This is a genomic window from Klebsiella planticola ATCC 33531, from assembly GCF_000735435.1.
Classification (GTDB): Bacteria; Pseudomonadota; Gammaproteobacteria; order Enterobacterales; family Enterobacteriaceae; genus Klebsiella; species Klebsiella planticola.
The window spans coordinates 1-22,574 of record NZ_JMPP01000052.1; the positions used below are offsets into that span (position 1 = coordinate 1).

Here is a 22,574-nt window from a genome sequence, read left to right on the forward strand (position 1 = left end):
ATCGAGTCGCTGGCAAAAGAGGTCCGCGAGCTGGAAGAGCATCACCGCGACATGCTCAACCCGAATACCACCCGCGAACTGACCCGACTGGTCAGCAACCTTAACCGGCTGCTGACCAGCGAGCGCGAGCGCTACGACAAATATCGCACCACGCTGACCGATTTGACCCATAGTCTGAAAACGCCGCTGGCCGTGCTGCAAAGCACCCTGCGTTCTTTGCGCGGCGAAAAGATTGACCTTAATGAAGCAGAACCGATCATGCTGGAGCAGATCAGCCGCATCTCGCAGCAAATCGGCTACTACCTGCATCGCGCCAGTATGCGCAGCGGCGGTACCCTGCTCAGCCGCGAACTGCACCCCATTGCGCCGCTGCTCGACAAGTTGACCTCGGCGTTGAACAAGGTTTATCAGCGCAAAGGGGTCAATATCAGTCTTGATATCTCTCCGGAGATCAGCTTTGTCGGCGAACAGAATGATTTTATGGAAGTGATGGGCAACGTGCTGGATAACGCCTGTAAATACTGCCTGGAATTTGTCGAAGTTTCCGTGCGTCAGACCAACGACAACCACCTGCATATTCTGGTGGAAGATGATGGCCCCGGCATCCCGTTAAACCAGCGGACTGCCGTATTCGATCGCGGGCAACGTGCCGATACGCTGCGGCCAGGCCAGGGCGTGGGACTCTCCGTCGCCCGGGAGATCGTTGAGCAATACGATGGCGACATTCTCACCGGCGAAAGTCTGCTCGGCGGAGCCTGCATGGAGGTGGTTTTTGGCCGCCAGCTGCCCGACGATACGGAAAGCTGAATCGCCCCGCTTCCCACGCCTGGGCAAACTCTGTGACTACGAAGCACAATCGCCGTCAACAAAGAGGCAGTTTGAAGCATGGCGTGTATAATCCCAAACAGACACCTGCTGTGGAATAAATAAAATGGATTATCAATTAACGCTTAACTGGCCTGACTTTATCGAACGCTACTGGCAAAAACGCCCGGTAGTCCTCAAGCGCGGCTTCGCGAATTTCGTCGATCCCATTAGCCCGGATGAACTGGCCGGGCTGGCGATGGAAAGCGAAGTCGATAGCCGCCTGGTCAGCCATCAGGACGGGAAATGGCAGGTCAGCCATGGTCCTTTCGAAAGCTACGACCATCTGAGCGAAAACAACTGGTCGCTGCTGGTGCAGGCGGTGAATAACTGGCACGAGCCGACGGCCGCGCTGATGCAGCCCTTCCGCGCTCTCCCCGACTGGCGTATTGATGATCTGATGATCTCTTTCTCCGTGCCCGGCGGCGGCGTAGGTCCCCATCTCGATCAGTACGACGTGTTTATCATCCAGGGAACCGGCCGGCGTCGTTGGCGCGTGGGCGATAAAGTCCCGATGAAGCAGCACTGCCCGCATCCAGACCTGCTGCAGGTGGATCCGTTCGACGCCATCATTGATGAAGAGATGGAGCCGGGCGATATTCTCTATATTCCGCCGGGATTCCCGCACGAGGGGTATTCCCTGGAAAACTCGCTGAACTATTCGGTAGGCTATCGCGCGCCAAATGCCCGCGAGCTGTTCAGCGGCTTTGCCGACTATATTCTGCAACGTGAACTGGGTAGCCAGCGCTATGTCGATCCGGATGTGCCTTCCCGCGATCATCCGGCGGATATTCTGCCGGCTGAACTCGACCGTCTGCGCGATATGATGCTGGGGTTGATTAACCAGCCAGAGCATTTTAAGCAGTGGTTTGGGGAGTTTATCACCCAATCCCGCCATGAGCTGGACGTCGCTCCTGCTGAGCCGCCGTATCAGCCTGATGAGATTTACGACGCGCTACAACAGGGCGATCGCCTGGTGCGGCTGGGCGGGCTGCGCGTACTGCGTATCGATGGCGAGGTGTTCGTCAACGGCGAGAAGATTAATTCGCCGCACCGTCCGGCGCTGGACGCGCTGGCCACGCATCTGTCGCTTAACGCGGAACATTTTGGCGATGCGCTGGAAGATCCATCGTTCCTCGCAATGCTTGCCGCACTGGTCAACTGCGGCTACTGGTTCTTCGAGGACTGAGCCGCGAGATGCCCGGTGGCGGCTCACGCCTTACCGGGCCTACGGTCCCGGCTCCGGGATTATGTACCACACCGCATATATTGCCCGGTGGCGGCTCGCGCCTTACCGGGCCTACGGTCCCGGCTCCGGAATTATGTAGCGCACTGCATATATTGCCCAATGGCGGCTCGCGCCTTACCGGGCCTACGGTCCGGGCTCCGGGATTGTGTACCACACCTCATATATTGCCCGGTGGCGGCTCGCGCCTTACCGGGCCTACGGTCGGGCTCCGGGATTGTGTACCACACCGCATATATTGCCCGGTGGCGGCTCGCGCCTTACCGGGCCTACGGTCCGGGCTCCGGGATTGTGTACCACACCGCATATATTGCCCGATGGCGGCTCGCGCCTTACCGGGCCTACGGGATGAATGTGAGTCTGGATTCTGTAGGCCGGGTAAGGCGTGAGCCGTCACCCGGCGTTCTGTTTGCGCTCTCCGGCGTCAAAATCGGCAACGTCCCCAGCCCAATCCGGCGGATACAACCCGAGGCTCACATCACGATGAAAAGTTGAATACGGCCAGTCAATCACCCTCTTCACATAGCCATGTTTCACCGGATTGATGTAAACGTAATCCATATGCCGTCGGTAATCGTCCTCATGACGGATCGCATGTTCCCAGAAACGGGGCTGCCAGACCTCGCGCATTCCCAGTTCGCGGGTGAATGTTTTTTTAATATCCCGCCAGCGTCCCGAATAATCGGTATCACCTTCCGGTAGCGTCCAGATAGCGTGCATATGTTCGGGTAAAATAACCCACGCGTTAATCAGGAAGGGCTTTTTGCGTTTAATATCAGCTGTCACAGCGCGAAGTTGAGCGATATGGCGGGTCAAAAGATCGCTTTGCCGATTTCGCAAATTGACGGTAAAGAACCAGGTACCGCCAGGGATATGGCTGCGGCGGTAATTTGACATCAGAGGTTCCCTCCCCTTCCGCAGGTGCAGGTACGCAGTCTTTGCGAACCGCACGTTCGGTATTGCCCGGTGGCGGCTTACGCCTTACCGGGCCTACGGTCCGGGCTCCGGGATTATGTACCGCACCGCATATATTGCCCGGTGGCGGCTCACGCCTTACCGGGCCTACGGTCCGGGCTCCGGAATTATGTAGCGCACCGCATATATTGCCCGCTGCGGCTTACCGGGCCTACCAATAGCCCGGATAAGCACCGCGCTATCCGGGAGTTCTTCGGGATCAGGAGCCGCGTTTTGCCGTTAGCTCCGCAATCCGCACAATCACCTGCACCGCCTTCTCCATCCCCTCCAGCGTGACGAATTCATGCTTGCCGTGATAGTTATAGCCGCCGGTAAACAGGTTCGGACAGGGTAGCCCCATAAAAGAGAGCTGAGCGCCGTCGGTGCCGCCGCGAATCGGCTTCATTTGCGGTTCAATATCGCAATCCACCATCGCCTGGCGGGCAATCTCCACGACGTGCGGGTGCGACATCACTTTTTCATGCATATTGTAATAGCTGTCTTCAATCACCAGCTCAATATAGCAATCCGGATGCAGCCCCTTACCGACCTTTTTGGCAATTTCCATCATTTTGCGCTTGCGGGCCTCGAACTGCTTACGGTCAAAGTCGCGAATGATGTAGTGCATTTCTGCCCGGTCAACGCTGCCTTTCATGCTCGCCAGATGGTAAAAACCTTCGTAGCCTTCGGTCGTCTCCGGCACCTCATCGGCAGGGATTTCCGCATGAATCCGTGCCGCCAGCGACAGCGCATTCACCATCACCCCTTTTGCGGTGCCCGGATGGACATTGTTGCCCACGATCTTAATGGTCACCGATGCGGCGTTGAAGTTTTCAAACTCCAGCTCGCCCACTCCGCCGCCGTCAACGGTATAGGCCCAGCGGGCGTCAAACGCGGCGACATCAAAGTGCTTCGCCCCTTTCCCGACCTCTTCGTCAGGCGTGAAGGCCACGCGAATATCGCCGTGAGGAATATTTTTCGCCTTCAGCGTCGCCAGCGCGGTCATTATCTCGGCGATACCGGCTTTGTCATCGGCGCCAAGCAGCGTTTTGCCATCGGTGGTGATCAGCGTTTGCCCAAGCAACTGGTGCAGTACCGGGAACATCACCGGTGAGAGCACTTCATCGCCAATCCCAAGCGCGATATCACCGCCACGGTAGTTTTCAACGATTTGCGGGTTCACGTTTTTGCCGCTGAAATCCGGCGCCGTGTCGACGTGGGAAATAAAGCCAATGGGCGGAATAGCGCCGGCAACGTTGGCCGGAAGGGTTCCCATTACCGTCCCTTTCTCACTTAGCGTCACATTAACCAGTCCCATTTCTTCCAGCTGCGCCTGCAGCAGGCGTAACAGCTTCCACTGACCTTCCGTGCTTGGAACCTGACGCACGCCAGGCTTCGACTGTGTGTCCAGAGAAACGTACTGTAAAAAACGCTCAAGCAATTTATCCATGTAGCCACCCTCATCTTTTGTGACAACATTATTCATAAGCCCGAATATACAAATATTGCGTCAGGTCATTTTTAGCCCGGCAAATAAAAATTTAATACATGAACCGGCGTATTGTTGTAAAGGTCGTGTATCCGTATGAGACAGGCATTGGCGATCGCAAGCGATTGCCGTAGAATGCTGGCCCTCGTTTATTATGCGCAACCGCAAAGGTGGTTAACCACAAACCCCGCAACGGTCAATCGTCCGCTGCGTCTACATGGGACAGAGTTAAAAATTGAATATACAACCGCGTTCGCTTTCGCCGCTGGTGCAACTGGCGGGAATTCGCAAAAGCTTTGATGGAAAAACGGTTATCTCAGATCTGAATCTGACCATCAACAACGGTGAGTTTCTCACCCTGCTTGGCCCCTCTGGCTGCGGTAAAACCACCGTTCTTCGTCTTATTGCCGGGCTTGAAAACGTCGACAGCGGGCGAATTCATCTCGAAGATCAGGACATCACTCATGTTCCGGCGGAAAACCGCCACGTCAATACCGTTTTCCAAAGCTACGCTCTGTTTCCCCATATGAGCGTATTCGAAAACGTCGCCTTCGGTCTGCGGATGCAGAAAACGCCGGCGGCGGAAATCACGCCTCGCGTCCTCGATGCGCTGCGCATGGTCCAGCTGGAGGAGTTTGCCCAACGCAAACCGCATCAGCTCTCCGGCGGTCAGCAGCAGCGGGTGGCTATCGCCCGGGCGGTGGTCAACAAACCGCGCCTGCTGCTGCTGGATGAGTCCCTGTCGGCGCTGGATTACAAGCTGCGTAAGCAGATGCAAAACGAGCTGAAGGCGTTGCAGCGTAAGCTGGGCATCACCTTCGTCTTCGTCACCCACGATCAGGAAGAGGCCCTGACCATGTCCGACCGCATCGTGGTCATGCGCGATGGGAAAATCGAGCAGGACGGCACGCCGCGTGAAATCTACGAAGAGCCGAAAAACCTGTTCGTCGCCAGTTTTATCGGCGAGATTAATCTGTTTAATGCTACGGTCATTGAACGCCTTGACGAGCAGCGCGTCCGCGCCAGCGTTGAAGGCCGCGAATGCAATATCTACGTCAACTTCCCCGTCGAGCGGGATCAGCGGCTGAACGTTCTGCTGCGCCCGGAAGATCTGCGCGTCGATGAAGTCCACGACGGCAGCAACGCCGACGGACTGATCGGCTACATTCGCGAGCGCAACTACAAAGGCATGACGCTGGAGTCGGTTGTCGAACTGGAAAATGGCAAAATGGTGATGGTCAGTGAATTCTTTAACGAAGACGATCCGGACTTTGATCACCCGCTTGACCAGAAAATGGCCATTAACTGGGTAGAAAGCTGGGAGGTTGTGCTGGCTGATGAAGAACACCAGTAAATTCCAGAATGTGGTGATCGCCACTATCGTGGGTTGGCTTGTGCTGTTTGTGTTCCTGCCCAACCTGATGATCATCGGTACCAGCTTTTTGACCCGCGACGACGCCAGTTTCGTCAAGATGGTCTTCACGCTGGATAACTACACGCGCCTGCTGGATCCGCTCTATTACGACGTGCTGCTGCACTCGCTTAATATGGCGCTGCTGGCGACCCTTGCCTGTCTGGCGCTCGGCTATCCTTTCGCCTGGTTTCTGGCCAGGCTGCCGGAAAAAGTGCGCCCGCTGCTGCTGTTTCTGCTGATCGTGCCGTTCTGGACCAACTCCTTGATCCGTATCTACGGGCTGAAAATCTTCCTCAGCACCAAAGGGTATCTCAACGAGTTCCTGCTGTGGCTGGGAGTGATTGATACGCCGCTGCGCATCATGTATACCCCGTCTGCGGTCATCATCGGACTGGTCTATATTCTGCTGCCATTTATGGTGATGCCGCTGTACTCCAGTATTGAGAAGCTCGATCGTCCTCTGCTGGAAGCGGCAAGAGATCTGGGCGCCAGCAAGCTGCAAACCTTTATCCGCATCATTATTCCACTGACCATGCCGGGTATTATTGCCGGCTGTCTGCTGGTGATGCTGCCGGCGATGGGGCTGTTCTACGTCTCGGATCTGATGGGCGGCGCCAAAAACCTGCTGATCGGTAACGTGATTAAGAGTCAGTTCCTGAATATCCGCGACTGGCCGTTTGGCGCCGCGACCAGCATTACGCTGACGCTGGTGATGGGCCTGATGCTGTTAATTTACTGGCGCGCGGCGCGTCTGTTGAATAGCAAGGTGGAACTCGAATGATCGGTCGACTGCTGCGCGGCGGCTTTATGACCGCCATTTATGCTTACCTGTATATTCCGATCATTATTCTGATCGTCAACTCGTTTAACAGTTCGCGCTTTGGTATTAACTGGCAGGGCTTTACCACTCAATGGTATAGCCTGTTGATGAACAACGATAGTCTGCTGCAGGCCGCACAGCACTCGCTGACCATGGCGGTGCTGTCAGCCACCTTTGCAACGCTTATCGGGTCGCTGACCGCCGTCGCGCTGTATCGCTATCGTTTTCGTGGTAAACCGTTCGTCAGCGGGATGCTGTTCGTGGTGATGATGTCGCCGGATATCGTCATGGCCATCTCCCTGCTGGTGCTGTTTATGCTGATCGGCATTCAGTTGGGGTTCTGGTCGCTGCTGTTTTCGCACATCACCTTCTGCCTGCCTTTCGTGGTGGTGACGGTCTATTCGCGCCTCAAAGGTTTTGATGTGCGGATGCTGGAGGCGGCGAAAGATCTGGGCGCCAGCGAGTTGACCATTCTGCGTAAAATTCTTCTGCCGCTGGCGCTGCCTGCCGTGGCCGCCGGATGGCTGCTGAGCTTTACGCTGTCGATGGATGATGTGGTGGTGTCGTCATTCGTGACCGGCCCGGGTTACGAGATCCTGCCGCTGAAGATCTATTCGATGGTCAAAGTGGGCGTATCGCCGGAAGTGAATGCCCTGGCGACGATTCTGTTAGTTCTGTCGCTGGTGATGGTCATCGCCAGCCAATTGATTGCACGTGATAAAACTCAGGGGACGTTAAAATGAAAAAATGGTCACGCCACCTGCTCGCAGCGGGCGCTCTGGTAATGGGTATCAGCGCCGCGCATGCGGACGACAGCAAAACGCTCTATTTCTATAACTGGACCGAGTATGTGCCGCCGGGTCTGCTGGAGCAGTTCACCAAAGAGACCGGCATCAAGGTTATCTATTCCACTTACGAGTCGAATGAAACCATGTACGCCAAACTCAAAACCTACAAAGACGGCGCCTACGATCTGGTGGTGCCTTCCACCTATTTCGTCGACAAGATGCGTAAAGAAGGGATGTTGCAGAAGATCGATAAGAGCAAGCTGACGAACTTCAGCAACCTCGATCCGCAGATGCTGAACAAACCGTTCGATCCGGGTAACGATTATTCCATTCCCTACATCTGGGGCGCCACCGCCATTGGCGTCAATAGCGATGCTATCGACCCGAAAACCGTCACCAGCTGGGCCGACCTGTGGAAACCAGAGTATAAGAGCAGCCTGCTGCTGACAGACGATGCGCGGGAAGTGTTCCAGATAGCCTTACGTAAGCTGGGCTATTCCGGCAATACCACCGACCCGAAAGAGATTGAAGCCGCCTACAACGAGCTGAAAAAACTGATGCCTAACGTCGCGGCGTTTAACTCCGATAATCCGGCCAACCCGTATATGGAAGGGGAAGTGAATCTCGGCATGGTGTGGAACGGTTCGGCATGGGTTGCCCGCCAGTCGGGCACGCCGCTCGAGGTCGTCTGGCCGAAAGAAGGCGGGATCTTCTGGATGGATAGCCTGGCGATTCCGGCGAATGCGAAAAACGTCGACGGCGCGCTCAAGCTGATTAACTTCTTGCTGCGTCCGGAAGTGGCAAAACAGGTGGCGGAAACCATCGGCTACCCGACGCCAAATCTCGCCGCGCGTAAAATGCTCAGCCCGGAAGTCGCCAATGATAAGTCGCTCTACCCGGATGCGGACACTATCGCCAGGGGCGAATGGCAAAACGATGTGGGCAGCGCCAGCACCCTGTATGAAGAGTATTATCAGAAGCTAAAAGCGGGCCGTTAATCCCGTCAGGCGGAGCCCCGGCTCCGCCGTTGTTTCGTCCTTCCCCCGCTCTACTCCGCAACACTGACACTCATACCAGCGCAGAATTTCCGCCACGAGGCTAATCATGCTGGCGACGGTATGACTGCTGCCGAGGCGGGGAAATCGGGTCGCTATTATCATCCCGCGTAAGCCGCCGGGTGCGGCCATTCCTCCGCGATTCAACTCTGGGTATTAGCACCCGCACGTTGATTGGGGCACCCGGAGGCCGGCTTATCCCGCATCGCGCCCATCCGCCATCAGAATCTGACCAAACTCGGCGCGCAGCCGGTTTTTCAGGACTTTACCGGTGGCGCTGACGGGGAGCGCATCGATGAACAGAATCCGGTCCGGAAGCTGCCATTTCGGCACTCGTGTCTGGTACCAGGCCAACAGCTCCGGCTCTTCAATTTCGCCATCTTCTGCCCTGACACACAGCAGCACCGGACGCTCATCCCAGCGCGGATGCTGCGCCGCAATCGCCGCCGCGCTGCGAATCGCCGGATGGGCAAGCGCAATATTCTCCAGCTCGACCGTTGAGATCCACTCTCCGCCGGACTTAATGATATCTTTCGCCCGATCGTGAATCACCAGGTAGCCATTCTCATCAACCGTGCCAATATCACCGGTGTCGAACCAGCCATCATCGGTCAACGCGGTATCGGGACGACCGTAGTAATTTGCCGCCACCCAATGGCCGCGCACCTGCAGATAGCCCTGACTTTCGCCATCGTTGGCCAGCGCCTGGCCCTCAGCATCCACCACCCGCAGATCGATGCCAAAAATGACGCGCCCCTGACCGTGCCCCAGTTTTTGCTGTGCCTCCTGAGGCAGGGCTTTATGTTTGCTCAGCGGCGTGTTGATGGTGCCGATGGGCGAAGTCTCGGTCATCCCCCAGGCATGAATCAGCTCAATACCATAATCGCGGCGGAAGACCTCAATCATCGACGGGGGCAGCGCCGACCCGCCGACAAAAGATCGTTTAAAACAGGGCAGGCGAACATCCGATTTACGCAGCGCGGCAAGCAATCCTGCCCAGATGACCGGAACGCCGAAGGCGACGCTGACCTGCTCCTCGCTCAACAGCCGCAGCAGGCTGTCGCCGTCCAGATTCGGCCCCGGCAGAACCAGGCGAGCGCCGGCCATCGCGGCAATAAAAGGCGTGCCCCAGGCATTGACGTGGAACATCGGCACTACCGGCAACAGCGTGTCCTGCGCCGAGATACCGGCCGCATCCGGCTGATTGCCGCTCAGCGCATGCAGTACCAGCGAGCGGTGGGTATTCAGCACCCCTTTCGGCTTGCCGGTGGTCCCCGAGGTATAGCACAGCGACGCCGGCGAATGTTCGCTCACCTCGGGCCAGCGATACGCCGGATCCGCTGCAGCGATCAGCTCCTCAAAAAACAGCAGCGAGTCCAGCGCGGCGAGCGCCTCCTCATTCCGCGGCTCCAGCAGAACAAAATGCTTTACCGTTGGCAACTGGGGCCGCAGCGCGCAGATAAGCGGCAGAAAGGTGTCGTCGAAAAACAGAATCTCGTCCGCGGCATCATTGATGATAAACGCGAGGTGTTCCGTGGACAGGCGTGGGTTGATGGTATGCGTCACCCATCCCCCAGCACTGATGCCAAAATAGATCTCCAGATGGCGGCGATTATTCCACGCCAGCGTGCCGCAGCGGGCGCCTGTCGGGAGCCCCAGCCGGCTCATGGCGGAAGCCAGACGCAGGGCGTTATCCGCCACCTCTCCCCAGCTACTGTACTCTCTTCCCCCTAACGTCCCGACCGAAACAATTTCCGTATCGCTATGATAGCGCGCGGCATGCTCAATGAGCGTCCGGGTCGTTAAATCCTGATACATCATCGGTGGATGCATGGCTGTTACTCCGCGACAGGCTGATATGTTGTGTAAGTGATGCGGTCCGGTGTGCACCCGAACTCTCACTAAATCTGGCAACAACCCGGGCAGCCAACCAAAACAGATGTGCAAAATTTAGCGTTCACGCACAAGAATCCTCGTCTGGCAGCGGGGAATGTGATGGGAAATGGCTTTTCACGCGCGGCGGTAGCGCGCAGAAGAGGGGCCGACGCAGTGAAGAATGCGCGAGTGGTACGCTCGTCGCATTCAACTCGCGCCGGCGCAATGTTTCAGTTGCCAGGCTCTGGCTGCGGGACCGTAAACTTATATCCTTTTCCCCATACCGTCAGAATAAACTCCGGCTCCGCCGGATTATCTTCTATTTTCATCCTCAGCCGATTAATGTGCGTGTTGACCGTATGCTCATACCCTTCATGCTGATAGCCCCACACCTGGTTGAGCAAACTGATGCGGGAAAAGACCTTATCGGGATGCCTGGCAAAGAACCACAGCAGGTCGAACTCGCGCGGCGTCAGGTCAAGCGCGAGATCGCGCAAACGCGCTTCGCGCGCAAGCGGGTCGATGGTCAGCCGGTCAATGTGCAGTATGCCGGCGTCCTGCATCAGATTCTGGGCCATGGCCTCCTGACGACGGAAGAGCGCCTTCACTCGCGCCACCAGCTCAAGCATCGAAAAGGGTTTCGCGAGGTAGTCATCTGCCCCGAGTTCCAGCCCCAGGACACGATGGACTTCACTTGCGCGCGCGCTGATTATCACTATCGGCATGTAGCTTGCCATGGTGCGGGCATGCCGGCAGATCTCCAGACCGTCGATGCCCGGTAACATCAGGTCGAGGATCAGCGCGTCCCAGCCGCCCTGCCTGACCATCGCCAGCCCGCCGGTGCCTTCAGCAGCATGGCTGATTTCATAGCCCTCCTCGCATAAATGCAGCTGCAGCAGCTCCGCGATATTTTCATCATCTTCAATAATTAATACTTTTTTGGGCTTCATCGCTGCCGCCTTATTGCGTTCTGTCAGAGACAGTTTAGACGACATTCGCATCGCGAGTTATCACATTTAATTTAACTTTTCGTGATACATCGGCGAACAGATTCAGGCCACACTGTTATTAACGCAATAACCGGGAATATCATGATGAACAGTCTCTCAAATCAGATTAAGCCCGCGACCATTCATCCTCTGTGGTTAAGAATTTGCCACTGGGTTAATGCGCTTTCGATATTAATTATGGTGACCAGCGGCTGGCGTATTTATAACGCATCACCGTTGTTTAATTTTTATATTCCTGATGCACTGACTCTTGGCGGTTGGCTGGCAGGCGCATTGCAATGGCATTTTTCAGCAATGTGGTTGTTTGCTCTTAACGGTGTATTTTACCTGCTGATGAATCTTGTCAGCGGGCGCTTAAAAAAACAATTCTGGCCTCTGTCGCCGCAAGGAGTAATTGACGATTTTATTTCCGCACTACGCGGCAGGCTGACACATGACAATCCCGGCCATTATAACTACGTCCAGAAACTGGCCTATCTCTTCGTCATGCTCGATAGCATTATTCTGGCGTTATCCGGTCTGGTTATCTGGAAGTCGGTGCAGTTTCCGCTGCTACGAATCTTACTCGGGGGATATGACAACGCACGGGTGATTCATTTCTTTGCGATGTCCGCACTGATGGGATTTGTCGTTATTCATCTGCTGATGGTGCTGCTGGTCCCGAAAACGTTACTGGCCATGCTCCGCGGACGATAAGGAAAATACAGTGAACAATCATAAAAATTCATTCTCCGCCGCCGACAAGGCCATCGTAGTCCAGGAGGCGAGCCGGGAAATTAACAAGCGGCTCTCATCGGAAGGTCGTCGCCGCTTTATCAGGCAGGGGTTAACTTTTGGCGGTCTGATGCTGTTAAGCGGTTGCGATATCAGCAATAACAGCGAGGTCGAAACAACCTTAAGCCAGATCTCACAATTTAACGATCGTATTCAACGCTGGTTATTTAATGCTAATAACCTTGCGCCGGTTTATCCCGAAAGTATGATCGCTCGCCCTTTCCCGTTTAATGCATTTTACAGCGAGGATCAGGCGCCCGCGATCGACGGCAGCGATTATCGTCTTGAAGTTTCTGGATTAGTGGCTGACAAACGCCCATGGACACTGGCCGAACTGCATAAGATGGCGCAGGTCAGCCAGATCACGCGACATATTTGTGTGGAAGGATGGAGCGCCATCGGTAAATGGGGTGGCGTTCCGTTTGCCCTATTCCTCAAACGTATCGGCGCCGATCTGAGCGCCAGCTACGTCAGCTTTCGCTGTGCTGATAATTATTATACCAGTATCGATATGGCCACTGCGATCCATCCGCAGACGATTATGGCATTAACCTACGATGGCCAGATATTACCGCGTAAATATGGTTTCCCGATGAAGTTAAGAATTCCGACCAAGCTCGGTTATAAAAACCCGAAGCATATTATGTCAATTGAAGTCACCAACCGCTACCCCGGCGGCTACTGGGAAGACCAGGGTTATAACTGGTTCGCTGGTAGTTAATTCGTGGTCGTCATCATCCGTTATTCATACAACATGAAGGAATTGCAAAATGAAAAAGATTAATACGTTACTGATGTGCTCTGCTTTACTTTTCGGTATGTCCAGCGCCTACGCTGCCGATAATATGGCTAAAGATAATATGGCCAAAGATAACATGGGCAAGATGTCTCACGACTGCACAAAAGATGGCATGAAAAAAGAGTGTATGTCTAAAGATGGCATGTCGAAGGATAAAATGAGCAAAGACAGCATGGCCAAAGATGCCATGTCGAAAGACAAGATGGGCAAAGACACGATGGGTAAACAATAACCGCGCAGCCCGACGACGAGGTCAAAGGGGTGGCCTGCCGGTTGGGCAGGTAACCCCTTTTTATCCCCTCATCCTGCCACCGTAGGATCGCCAGCAGGGGCCCTCGAAACACCGGGAAACCGCTCTCCTCCGACCTGAGCTTTAGCAATCAAAGCCGTAGCGTTACGGGATCAGAGATCTTTCAACAGCCGGTCGACGAATGCCGGAACAACCTCACTCGCCAGACCGTAGTGTTTTTCGGCAAATTCGCTGCCGACCTGGCTGGGCTCGAGGTTAAGTTCCACGGTATGCGCCCCCTGCAGACGGGCTTCGTGCACGAAACCTGCCGCCGGGTAAACGTGCCCGGAAGTGCCAATGGCGATGAAGATATCGGCATCGGCCAGCGCGCTGTAAATGTCATCCATCCCCAGCGGCATCTCGCCAAACCAGACCACGTGCGGACGCAGCGGCGCCGGGAACTGGCAGCAGTGGCACTTATCTTCCGCCGTGACGTCTCCGGTCCACTCCAGTACCTGTCCGCTCCACGAACAGCGCACCTTCAACAGCTCGCCGTGCATATGAATCACCCGACGGTTTCCCGCGCGTTCGTGCAGGTTATCAATGTTCTGGGTAACCAGCACAAATCGATCGCCCAGCGCCGCTTCCAGCCGCGCCAGCGCCTGATGTGCCGCATTCGGCGCTATCTCCGGGCTTTGCAACTGCCGGCGACGGGCGTTATAAAACGCCTGCACCAGCGCAGGGTCGCGGGCGAATCCTTCCGGCGTCGCCACATCTTCCACCCGGTGCTCTTCCCACAAACCATCGGCCGCGCGAAACGTTTTAATCCCGGACTCCGCTGAAATGCCCGCGCCGGTCAGCACCACAACCCTGGGTTTATCTGTTGTTTCCACAGCCGCCTTATCCTCTTTAAAAAAAATCCGCTGGCGCAGACGTTCACGCAAGCGACGTTTATTGCGACGAAAACGGCTCAATCGGTGTAAGCGGCGCGACAACATAGCTCCCCCTGTGGTTAATGAGTCAAATGAAGGAAGGCCGCACCGCGCATGCCTCCGGCATCGCCATGGCGCGCACGTTCAATACGCGGTACCCGGGCAACGGGAAGTAAATGTCGCGGCAGGCGTTGCGCCAGCCCTTCGCTTATGGCAGTAAAGTTAGACAATCCTCCGCCAAGCACCAGCAGATCCGGATCAACAATCGTCAGAATATTACCCAGACAGACCGCCAGCAGGTCAAGATAGCGCTCGACGTGCTCGTGCGCCCGCGCATCGCCCTGCTGCCAGAGCGCCACGATTTCGGGAGAGGTTAAGGTGTGTTGATAGAAATGTTCATAGAGCCAGGCAAAACCGCGGCCGGAGAGATAGTTTTCAATGCAGCCCAGCTGACCGCAGCCGCAGCGGGTGAGCGGGAAATCACGCCCCACGACCTCCAGCGCATCCACCGGCAGCCGGATATGGCCAAATTCACCGGTAATATAGCTATGTCCGGTAATCGATTTACCGTTGAGGACCAGGCCGCCGCCCACCCCGGTGCCGAGAATCAGCCCCATCACCAGCGGGTATTGCGTAAATTCATCGTCCCAGGCTTCGGAGAGAGCAAAGCAGTTGGCGTCGTTATCCAGACGGACTTCACGCCCGAGCCGGGCGCTCAGATCGCTGCGCAGCGACTGGCCGCTGGCAGCGGGGACGTTGGCGGCATACAGCGTGCCGTCCGCGGTTTCCGGCATCCCCGGAATACCAATCCCTACCGTCCCCTGACAGTCAAAGCGGCCGTCAGCTTCACGGACCAGCGCCTCTACCGCCTGTAGAAAGTCGGCATAACTCTCCTTCGGCGTGGCAACGCGTTTTTCCCACTGCAATCGCCGCGCTTTATCAAACACGCCCAGCGCTATTTTGCTGCCGCCAATATCAAATCCGTAGTACATAGCCATTCCTCTTTACTGACCGAAAAGGTCAGGACGTAAAGAGTGGATAACAGAGATTCTTGTAGGTCCGCGCAAACGAAGCGCCACCGGGCGCAATGTCAGGTGGCAGCTTCTCCTTACCCGACCTACCGGTTCATCCCCCGCAATCCACTGAATTACTGGCCACTCAGCACCCTCGCCGGGTCAATGCGGCTGGCGCGGCGGGCGGGATACCAGCTGGCCAGCAAACTCAGCAACAGTGCCGTCACCAGCACATAAATAACATCCAGCCAGTGCAGTTCAGACGGCAGGAAGTCAATAAAATAGATGTCGCCGGACAAGAATTTGTGCCCGATCAGGTATTCAAGGCCGTTGATGATGGACGTCAGATTTAGCGCACAAATGACGCCGATCGCCACACCAATCAGGCTCCCGACCGAACCGGCAAGCAAACCATACCAGACAAAAATGGCGCGGATCAGGCCATCTTTCGCCCCGAGCGTACGCAGTACCGCAATATCGCTGCTTTTATCTTTCACCGCCATCACCAGGGTGGAAACGATGTTAAAGCAGGCCACGCCGATCACCAGCACCATCGCGAGGTACATAATGGCGCGGATCATCTGAATATCACGATACATATAACCGTAGGTTCCGATCCAGCTCTTGATGTAAACGTAGCTGTTGGTCACTTCGCCGGCATCACGCACCAGCGTGTTGGCGTGGAACACATCGGTGACTTTAATCGCAATCCCGGTCACGCTGCCAGCCATATCCAGATACTGCTGGGCATCGCTCATCGGGATCATCGCAAAACTGTGATCGAGCTGGCCGCTGAGCTGCAAAATCCCGGTCACATGCAGCCTGACGCGTTTCGGCTGCAGGAGCTGATGCTCGGAATCAGAGTTGGGGATCATGATGGAAACCCAGTCGCCCTGCTTCACGTGCAGCGCATCCGCCACCCCTTTACCGAGAATGACCTGCTGTTCGCCGGCTTTAAAATTAGCCCACGCGTTATTCTGGACAAACTGAGGCAGCGAACTCAGGCGGCTTTCCTGCTGCGGATCGACACCCTTGACCTGAATGGCGCGCATGTTGCTGCCGCTCTCCACCAGCCCGGTGAAATTAATGTACGGCGCCGCGGCAACGATCCCTTTAACTTTTTCCACCTTCGCCAGCGCGTCGTTCCAGTTGGTCCACGGCTGCTTCACCGGCTCGATTTCGCCATGCGGAACCACCGCCAGAATGCGGTTGTTCAGCTCACGTTCAAAACCGTTCATTGCGCTGAGGCCGACGATCAATACCGCCACCCCGAGCGCAATCCCGATGGTTGAAATCACCGAAATCAGCGACACCATGCCGCCACGTCGCCGTCCGCGGCTAAAACGCAGGGCAATCAATAACGATAACGGAGAAGTCATTACCTGGCCCCCATCAGGGTCAGTTCCGCGTCCAGATGGCCATCACGCATCTCCAGCTGGCGGTTCATCCGTTTGGCCAGTTGCAGGTCGTGGGTCACCACCAGAAAAGCGGTGCGCTGGGCAACGTTCAGTTCCCCCAGCAGCTGAAAAATACTGTCGGCGTTGCGGGCATCGAGGTTACCGGTCGGTTCATCCGCCAGCACCAGCCGGGGCTTGTTGACCAGCGCCCGGGCAATCGCCACCCGCTGGCGCTCGCCGCCGGAAAGCTCTGACGGGCGGTGGTTGCTGCGGTGTTCCAGCCCCACGGCATGCAGCATCGCCTTAGCCTGACGTTCAATATCCGCTGCTTTCTGTTTGCCAATCAGCAGCGGCATTGCCACGTTTTCGAGGGCGGTGAAATCCGGCAACAGGTGGTGGAACTGGTAGATAAAGCCCAGTTCACGGTTACGCAGGTCGGCTCGCGCGGCTGCGGAGAGCCGGTTCATCGACTGCCCGGAGAAAATCACATCGCCGGAGGTCGGCGTATCCAGCCCGCCGAGCAGATGGAGCAGCGTACTCTTCCCGGAACCCGAGGTACCGACAATCGCCATCATCTCCCCTTCCTCAATGCTGAAGCTGACATTGTGCAACACGTCGGTTTGCACACTGCCTTCCTGATAGCGTTTGCACAGATTGTCGCATTGCAGCAGGATCTTATTCATAACGTAAAGCCTCAGCGGGTTGAGTGGCGGCAGCGCGCCAGGAAGGATACAACGTAGATAACAATGCCAGCACCATGGCCACCAGTACGATAATCGTCACCTGGAAAGGCTCGATTGCGACCGGCAGCGCAGCGCCGTCAAGGAACGCGCCGATAATCGGCATTAAATTATTTAACTGGCTGGCGAGCAGTACGCCGAGTGCGGCGCCAAGCAAGGCTCCGACGATCCCGGCGCTGGCCCCCTGGACCATAAAGACCAGCATAATCTGTCGCGGGGTCAGCCCCAGGGTTTGCAAAATCGCCACCTCGCCCTGTTTTTCCATGACCATCATCCCCAGCGAGGTAATGATATTAAACGCCGCGACGGCCACAATCAGGCTCAGCAGCAGGCCCATCATATTTTTTTCCATGCGCACGGCCTGGAACAGCTCGCCTTTCCGCTCGCGCCAGTCCTGCCACTTCGTTCCCTGCGGCAGCGTCTGCTGGCTGAGGGTATCCACCTGTAAAGGCTGGCTCAGCCACAGGCGCCAACCGGTAATGTTGCCCAGCGGGTAGCGCATCAGGCGCGAGGCATCGTCGATATTGGTCAACATCTGATAGCCGTCCACTTCACTGTTGGCGGCAAAGGTGCCGATCACGTTAAACAGGCGTTGGCTGGGCACCCGCCCCATTGGCGTGAACTGACTGGCTGAAGGCACCATGACGCGAATCTGGTCGCCGCGGTTAACCCCCAGCTGACCGGCCAGCTGTTCGCCAAGAATGACGTTATATTTGCCGGCCTGAAGATCGCTTTGCTTCACGTTAACGAGATAGGGAGTGAGCGGATCGTTTTGCGTCGGGTCGATACCCAGCATCACGCCAACTGCGACGCTGCGGGCGCTTTGCAGCACCACATCGCCGGTCGTTAATGGCGCTATGCGCGTGACGCCCTGTAACTTGATGGCGCTTTCCGGCAGCTGCTGAGGGTTCACCGAGCCCTGCTGTGCGCTAATCATGGCCTGCGGCATCAGCCCCAGGATGTTGTTCTGCAGCTCGCGCTCGAAGCCGTTCATGACCGAAAGCACGGTCACCAGCGCCATCACGCCAAGCGTAATGCCGATGGTGGATAGCCAGGAGACGAAACGACCGAAGCGGTCGGCTGCGCGCCCGCGCATGTAGCGAAGGCCGATAAAGAGTGCGGCAGGTTGGTACATGTAATCCATCTGGTTGCTGATAGCCGATGCACGAGTATATATGGCATAGCACAACGCGTAAATCACTGAAACGGTAAGTTTTTGTCGCGTAATAAGAAAAAAGTAAAGATAAATCAAATGGATATTTGATTAGTCAGCGCTTATCTATCAGAATCTTTCACCGTAGCGGCCCCTCTTACCGTCAATCAGGTTGGCGAATACGGGTCAATCGCGGATAATCATCAACATTGAATATTAGCGATTTGCCCTTATATACCGGTCATACTGCAAGCTGCATGTGCATTGGCGACGCTGGTTTACCCGAATCACTTACCTGCGTAAGCTCATCGGGCAGCAATCGGCAAAATGAGGGACCTCTTTGTCCCTTGCCAGAGGCATCGTCGACTGTTCAGGTTCGTTTCTGACGAATTTGTCGCTCACTTGCCGCGTAACCTGGCCTATGGCCTTGCCCCTTCGGGGTCAGTGCAAGCGCTGTTCAACAATGCCTGAGGTGTTTTTGAGCAGCAATTCGAATATTTAGGGTACACATATAGAGCGAATCAAGAAGGGATCCTGATAACAGCTATGCCTCAACAATACCGATACACACTGCCGGTCAAGCCCGGCGAACAGCGGCACCTCGGTGAATTAACCGGCGCGGCTTGTGCCACGTTGGTTGCGGAAATGGCCGAGCGCCACGGTGGGCCGGTTATCCTCGTCGCCCCCGATATGCAAAATGCCCTGCGCCTGAACGATGAAGTTCGCCAGTTTACCGACAGCATGGTGACAGGCCTGGCAGACTGGGAAACGCTACCTTACGATAGCTTCTCGCCGCATCAGGACATTATCTCTTCCCGCCTCGCCACGCTCTATCAATTACCCACCATGCAGCGCGGTGTACTGATCGTGCCGGTCAGCACCCTCATGCAGCGCGTCTGTCCGCATAATTTCCTCCACGGACATGCGCTGGTGATGAAAAAAGGCCAGCGTCTGTCGCGTGATGCCCTGCGCTCTCAGCTGGACAGCGCCGGCTATCGCCATGTGGATCAGGTGATGGAGCACGGAGAGTATGCCACCCGCGGCGCCCTGCTTGACCTGTTCCCGATGGGGAGCGAGCAACCCTATCGCCTCGACTTCTTCGATGATGAAATCGACAGCCTGCGCCTGTTCGACGTCGACAGCCAGCGTACGCTGGAAGAGGTGGCCGCCATTAATCTGCTGCCCGCCCATGAGTTCCCGACCGATCAGGCGGCGATTGAGCTGTTTCGTAGCCAGTGGCGCGATCGCTTTGAGGTCAAACGCGACGCCGAACATATCTATCAGCAGGTCAGTAAAGGGACATTACCGACCGGTATCGAATACTGGCAGCCGCTGTTTTTCAGTGAGCCTCTGCCGCCGCTGTTCAGCTACTTCCCGGCGAACGCCCTGATCGTGAATACCGGCGATCTGGAAGCCAGCGCCGGGCGTTTTCAAAACGAAACCCGCGCCCGCTTCGAAAGCCGCGGCGTCGACCCGATGCGTCCGCTGCTGCCGCCGGAACAGCTCTGGCTGCGGATTGACGAACTGTTCAGCGAGCTGAAAAAATGGCCGCGCATTCAGTTAAAAACGGAACGTCTGGCCGAGAAAGCCGCCAACATTAACCTCGGTTATCAGAAGCTGCCGGACCTCTCTGTACAGGCGCAGAACAAAGCGCCGCTGGACAATCTGCGCCGTTTCCTTGAAGCCTTTACCGGCCCGGTCATATTCTCGGTTGAGAGCGAAGGTCGCCGGGAAGCGCTGGGCGAAGTGCTGGCGCGCATCAAAATTGCGCCAAAACATATTCTGCGGCTGGAAGAAGCCACCGGCAACGGCCGCTATTTGATGATTGGCGCCGCCGAACATGGGTTTATCGATAGCCAGCGTGATCTGGCACTGATTTGCGAAAGCGACCTGTTGGGCGAGCGCGTGGCGCGCCGTCGCCAGGATTCACGCCGCACCATTAACCCCGACACCTTAATCCGTAACCTGGCGGAACTGCATATCGGCCAGCCGGTAGTGCACCTCGAGCATGGCGTTGGCCGTTACGCCGGTATGACCACGCTGGAAGCCGGCGGCATCAAAGGGGAATACCTGATGCTGACCTACGCCAACGAGGCCAAACTGTACGTACCGGTGTCATCCTTGCATCTGATTAGCCGCTACGCCGGCGGCGCAGAAGAGAGCGCGCCGTTGCATAAACTCGGCGGCGATGCCTGGGCGCGCGCGCGGCAGAAAGCGGCAGAAAAAGTGCGCGATGTGGCGGCAGAACTGCTCGATATTTACGCCCAGCGCGCGGCGAAATCGGGCTTTGCCTTTAAGCACGATCGCGAACAGTACCAGCTGTTCTGCGACGGTTTCCCCTTTGAAACCACCCCGGATCAGGCGCAGGCAATTAATGCCGTTCTCAGCGACATGTGTCAGCCGCTGGCCATGGACCGCCTGGTCTGCGGCGACGTCGGCTTCGGTAAAACCGAAGTGGCAATGCGTGCCGCCTTCCTGGCAGTGGAGAACCACAAACAGGTCGCGGTCCTGGTGCCGACCACCCTGCTCGCGCAGCAGCACTTCGATAACTTCTGCGACCGCTTTGCCAACTGGCCGGTACGTATTGAAATGCTGTCGCGCTTTCGCAGCGCGAAAGAGCAGGCGCAGATTCTTGAACAGGCCGCCGAAGGTAAAATCGATATTCTTATCGGCACGCATAAGCTGCTGCAAAGTGAAGTCAAACTGCGTGACCTTGGGCTGCTGATCGTCGATGAAGAGCATCGCTTTGGGGTTCGCCACAAAGAGCGAATCAAGGCGATGCGTGCCGATGTCGATATTCTGACGCTGACCGCCACGCCGATTCCACGAACGCTGAACATGGCGATGAGCGGAATGCGGGATCTGTCCATTATTGCCACCCCGCCCGCCCGCCGTCTGGCGGTGAAAACTTTCGTCCGGGAGTATGACTCGCTGGTGGTTCGCGAGGCGATCCTGCGTGAAGTGCTGCGCGGCGGCCAGGTCTACTACCTCTATAACGACGTGGAGAATATCCAGAAAGCGGCGGATCGGCTGGCGGAGCTGGTGCCGGAGGCTCGTATTGCCATCGGTCACGGGCAGATGCGCGAGCGCGAGCTGGAACGGGTGATGAATGATTTCCACCATCAGCGCTTTAGCGTACTGGTCTGTACCACCATCATTGAGACCGGGATCGATATCCCGACCGCCAATACCATTATCATCGAACGCGCGGACCATTTCGGTCTGGCTCAGCTGCACCAGCTGCGCGGACGCGTCGGCCGTTCGCATCATCAGGCCTATGCCTGGCTGCTGACGCCGCACCCGAAAGCAATGACCACCGATGCGCAAAAGCGTCTGGAAGCCATCGCCTCGCTGGAGGATCTCGGCGCCGGTTTCGCGCTGGCCACGCATGACCTGGAAATCCGCGGCGCCGGCGAGTTGCTGGGCGAAGATCAGAGCGGGCAGATGACCACCATCGGTTTTTCGCTCTATATGGAGCTTCTGGAGAATGCTGTCGATGCGCTGAAAGCCGGACGCGAACCTTCGCTTGAGGATCTGACCAGCCAGCAGACTGAAGTTGAGCTGCGTATGCCTTCACTGTTGCCGGACGACTTTATTCCTGATGTGAATACCCGACTCTCGTTCTACAAGCGGATTGCCAGCGCCAGGAATGAGCACGACCTGGAAGAGATTAAAGTCGAACTGATTGACCGCTTTGGCCCGCTACCGGATGCGGCGAGAAACCTGCTGGATATCGCCCGCCTGCGTCAACAGGCGCAGAAGCTGGGTATCCGTAAGTTGGAGGGCAATGAGAAAGGCGGCGTGATTGAGTTCAATGAAAAGAACAACGTCAACCCGGTGTGGCTGATTGGCCTGCTGCAAAAACAGCCTCAGCACTTCCGCCTGGATGGCCCGACGCGGCTGAAGTTCATGCAGGAACTCGGCGAGCGTAAAACGCGGATGGAGTGGGTTCGCCAGTTTATGCGTCAGTTAGAAGAGAACGCGACCGCTTAATCGCAGCGCGGAGGCGGTGCCCGTCACCG

General features: G+C 56.5%; 19 protein-coding genes. 10 read left to right on the forward strand and 9 right to left on the reverse strand.

Annotated elements, in window-relative coordinates:
• A partial coding sequence (gene phoQ / locus GRPL_RS05965; RefSeq protein WP_032700282.1) for a two-component system sensor histidine kinase PhoQ occupies positions 1 to 807 on the forward strand: 807 nt, incomplete at its 5' end.
• 124 nt (positions 808 to 931) lie between these two features.
• Positions 932 to 2,053: a ribosomal protein uL16 3-hydroxylase gene (locus GRPL_RS05960; RefSeq protein WP_032688318.1), complete on the forward strand. Its 1,122-nt coding sequence runs from the start codon at positions 932 to 934 to the stop codon at positions 2,051 to 2,053.
• 450 nt (positions 2,054 to 2,503) lie between these two features.
• On the opposite strand, the gene GRPL_RS05955 is transcribed toward GRPL_RS05960, so the two are convergent.
• Together GRPL_RS05955 and pepT are read right to left on the reverse strand one after the other, a co-directional pair.
• Positions 2,504 to 3,007 (reverse strand): REP-associated tyrosine transposase, encoded by a 504-nt coding sequence (locus GRPL_RS05955; RefSeq protein ID WP_032695749.1) that lies wholly within the window; start codon positions 3,005 to 3,007, stop codon positions 2,504 to 2,506.
• A gap of 277 nt (positions 3,008 to 3,284) precedes the next feature.
• Complete coding sequence (gene pepT, locus GRPL_RS05950) at positions 3,285 to 4,514, reverse strand: peptidase T (protein ID WP_032700283.1); 1,230 nt, start codon at positions 4,512 to 4,514, stop codon at positions 3,285 to 3,287.
• A 274-nt stretch (positions 4,515 to 4,788) separates the two neighbouring features.
• Between pepT and potA the strand changes: the two genes are divergently transcribed.
• Genes potA through potD form a run of 4 tightly spaced genes read left to right on the forward strand, consistent with a single transcriptional unit; the run spans position 4,789 to position 8,573 of the window.
• On the forward strand, positions 4,789 to 5,907 hold the full coding sequence (gene potA / locus GRPL_RS05945) for a spermidine/putrescine ABC transporter ATP-binding protein PotA (protein WP_032700285.1): 1,119 nt from the start codon (positions 4,789 to 4,791) through the stop codon (positions 5,905 to 5,907).
• On the forward strand, positions 5,891 to 6,748 hold the full coding sequence (potB, locus tag GRPL_RS05940; protein ID WP_032700287.1) for a spermidine/putrescine ABC transporter permease PotB: 858 nt from the start codon (positions 5,891 to 5,893) through the stop codon (positions 6,746 to 6,748). Before potA ends, potB begins: the two co-directional genes overlap by 17 nt.
• A complete protein-coding gene (potC, locus tag GRPL_RS05935) occupies positions 6,745 to 7,530 on the forward strand; it encodes a spermidine/putrescine ABC transporter permease PotC (protein WP_032688323.1) in 786 nt (261 codons plus the stop codon). The genes potB and potC overlap by 4 nt, the downstream gene beginning before the upstream one ends.
• Positions 7,527 to 8,573 (forward strand): spermidine/putrescine ABC transporter substrate-binding protein PotD, encoded by a 1,047-nt coding sequence (potD, locus tag GRPL_RS05930; RefSeq protein WP_032688324.1) that lies wholly within the window; start codon positions 7,527 to 7,529, stop codon positions 8,571 to 8,573. Before potC ends, potD begins: the two co-directional genes overlap by 4 nt.
• A gap of 252 nt (positions 8,574 to 8,825) precedes the next feature.
• On the opposite strand, the gene GRPL_RS05925 is transcribed toward potD, so the two are convergent.
• Positions 8,826 to 10,463: a long-chain fatty acid--CoA ligase gene (locus tag GRPL_RS05925; RefSeq protein ID WP_032700288.1), complete on the reverse strand. Its 1,638-nt coding sequence runs from the start codon at positions 10,461 to 10,463 to the stop codon at positions 8,826 to 8,828.
• A gap of 272 nt (positions 10,464 to 10,735) precedes the next feature.
• Entirely contained in the window at positions 10,736 to 11,455 is a 720-nt protein-coding gene (locus GRPL_RS05920) for a response regulator transcription factor (protein WP_032700290.1), read from the reverse strand.
• 144 nt (positions 11,456 to 11,599) lie between these two features.
• Here GRPL_RS05920 and GRPL_RS05915 point away from each other — a divergent pair, with 144 nt between their 5' ends.
• Genes GRPL_RS05915 through GRPL_RS05905 form a run of 3 tightly spaced genes read left to right on the forward strand, consistent with a single transcriptional unit; the run spans position 11,600 to position 13,320 of the window.
• The gene (locus tag GRPL_RS05915) at positions 11,600 to 12,211 is read left to right on the forward strand and encodes a cytochrome b/b6 domain-containing protein (protein ID WP_032700317.1); all 612 of its coding nucleotides are present in this window, start codon (positions 11,600 to 11,602) and stop codon (positions 12,209 to 12,211) included.
• A gap of 10 nt (positions 12,212 to 12,221) precedes the next feature.
• Complete coding sequence (locus tag GRPL_RS05910; protein ID WP_032695745.1) at positions 12,222 to 13,010, forward strand: molybdopterin-binding protein; 789 nt, start codon at positions 12,222 to 12,224, stop codon at positions 13,008 to 13,010.
• Between the two features lie 49 nt (positions 13,011 to 13,059).
• Entirely contained in the window at positions 13,060 to 13,320 is a 261-nt protein-coding gene (locus GRPL_RS05905) for a pentapeptide MXKDX repeat protein (RefSeq protein WP_032700292.1), read from the forward strand.
• 170 nt (positions 13,321 to 13,490) lie between these two features.
• Here the strand turns inward: GRPL_RS05905 and cobB are convergent, their stop codons facing one another.
• From cobB to lolC, 5 genes are all read right to left on the reverse strand, one after another.
• Positions 13,491 to 14,315: a Sir2 family NAD+-dependent deacetylase gene (gene cobB, locus GRPL_RS05900; protein ID WP_032688329.1), complete on the reverse strand. Its 825-nt coding sequence runs from the start codon at positions 14,313 to 14,315 to the stop codon at positions 13,491 to 13,493.
• Between the two features lie 14 nt (positions 14,316 to 14,329).
• Positions 14,330 to 15,241: an N-acetylglucosamine kinase gene (gene nagK, locus GRPL_RS05895; protein WP_032700293.1), complete on the reverse strand. Its 912-nt coding sequence runs from the start codon at positions 15,239 to 15,241 to the stop codon at positions 14,330 to 14,332.
• 155 nt (positions 15,242 to 15,396) lie between these two features.
• A complete protein-coding gene (gene lolE / locus GRPL_RS05890; RefSeq protein WP_032688331.1) occupies positions 15,397 to 16,641 on the reverse strand; it encodes a lipoprotein-releasing ABC transporter permease subunit LolE in 1,245 nt (414 codons plus the stop codon).
• Positions 16,641 to 17,342, reverse strand: coding sequence for a lipoprotein-releasing ABC transporter ATP-binding protein LolD (gene lolD, locus GRPL_RS05885; RefSeq protein ID WP_032688332.1), 702 nt, complete (start codon positions 17,340 to 17,342; stop codon positions 16,641 to 16,643). Before lolD ends, lolE begins: the two co-directional genes overlap by 1 nt.
• Positions 17,335 to 18,534 (reverse strand): lipoprotein-releasing ABC transporter permease subunit LolC, encoded by a 1,200-nt coding sequence (gene lolC, locus GRPL_RS05880; protein ID WP_123198868.1) that lies wholly within the window; start codon positions 18,532 to 18,534, stop codon positions 17,335 to 17,337. Before lolC ends, lolD begins: the two co-directional genes overlap by 8 nt.
• Positions 18,535 to 19,098: 564 nt before the next feature.
• Here lolC and mfd point away from each other — a divergent pair.
• Positions 19,099 to 22,545 carry a transcription-repair coupling factor gene (mfd, locus tag GRPL_RS05875; RefSeq protein WP_032700295.1) on the forward strand — a complete coding sequence of 1,149 codons (3,447 nt, stop codon included), beginning with the start codon at positions 19,099 to 19,101 and terminating at the stop codon, positions 22,543 to 22,545.
• The last annotated feature ends 29 nt before the right edge of the window (positions 22,546 to 22,574 follow it).

Excerpts from the sequence above, each read along its gene's own strand:
- GRPL_RS05960 (WP_032688318.1), top strand. The coding sequence starts at position 932 with ATGGATTATCAATTAACGCTTAACTGGCCTGACTTTATCGAACGCTAC.
- GRPL_RS05955 (WP_032695749.1), bottom strand. The coding sequence starts at position 3,007 with ATGTCAAATTACCGCCGCAGCCATATCCCTGGCGGTACCTGGTTCTTT.
- pepT (WP_032700283.1), bottom strand. The coding sequence starts at position 4,514 with ATGGATAAATTGCTTGAGCGTTTTTTACAGTACGTTTCTCTGGACACA.
- potB (WP_032700287.1), top strand. The coding sequence starts at position 5,891 with ATGAAGAACACCAGTAAATTCCAGAATGTGGTGATCGCCACTATCGTG.
- potC (WP_032688323.1), top strand. The coding sequence starts at position 6,745 with ATGATCGGTCGACTGCTGCGCGGCGGCTTTATGACCGCCATTTATGCT.
- potD (WP_032688324.1), top strand. The coding sequence starts at position 7,527 with ATGAAAAAATGGTCACGCCACCTGCTCGCAGCGGGCGCTCTGGTAATG.
- GRPL_RS05925 (WP_032700288.1), bottom strand. The coding sequence starts at position 10,463 with ATGCATCCACCGATGATGTATCAGGATTTAACGACCCGGACGCTCATT.
- GRPL_RS05920 (WP_032700290.1), bottom strand. The coding sequence starts at position 11,455 with ATGAAGCCCAAAAAAGTATTAATTATTGAAGATGATGAAAATATCGCG.
- GRPL_RS05915 (WP_032700317.1), top strand. The coding sequence starts at position 11,600 with ATGAACAGTCTCTCAAATCAGATTAAGCCCGCGACCATTCATCCTCTG.
- GRPL_RS05905 (WP_032700292.1), top strand. The coding sequence starts at position 13,060 with ATGAAAAAGATTAATACGTTACTGATGTGCTCTGCTTTACTTTTCGGT.
- cobB (WP_032688329.1), bottom strand. The coding sequence starts at position 14,315 with ATGTTGTCGCGCCGCTTACACCGATTGAGCCGTTTTCGTCGCAATAAA.
- nagK (WP_032700293.1), bottom strand. The coding sequence starts at position 15,241 with ATGTACTACGGATTTGATATTGGCGGCAGCAAAATAGCGCTGGGCGTG.
- lolE (WP_032688331.1), bottom strand. The coding sequence starts at position 16,641 with ATGACTTCTCCGTTATCGTTATTGATTGCCCTGCGTTTTAGCCGCGGA.
- lolD (WP_032688332.1), bottom strand. The coding sequence starts at position 17,342 with ATGAATAAGATCCTGCTGCAATGCGACAATCTGTGCAAACGCTATCAG.
- lolC (WP_123198868.1), bottom strand. The coding sequence starts at position 18,534 with ATGTACCAACCTGCCGCACTCTTTATCGGCCTTCGCTACATGCGCGGG.
- mfd (WP_032700295.1), top strand. The coding sequence starts at position 19,099 with ATGCCTCAACAATACCGATACACACTGCCGGTCAAGCCCGGCGAACAG.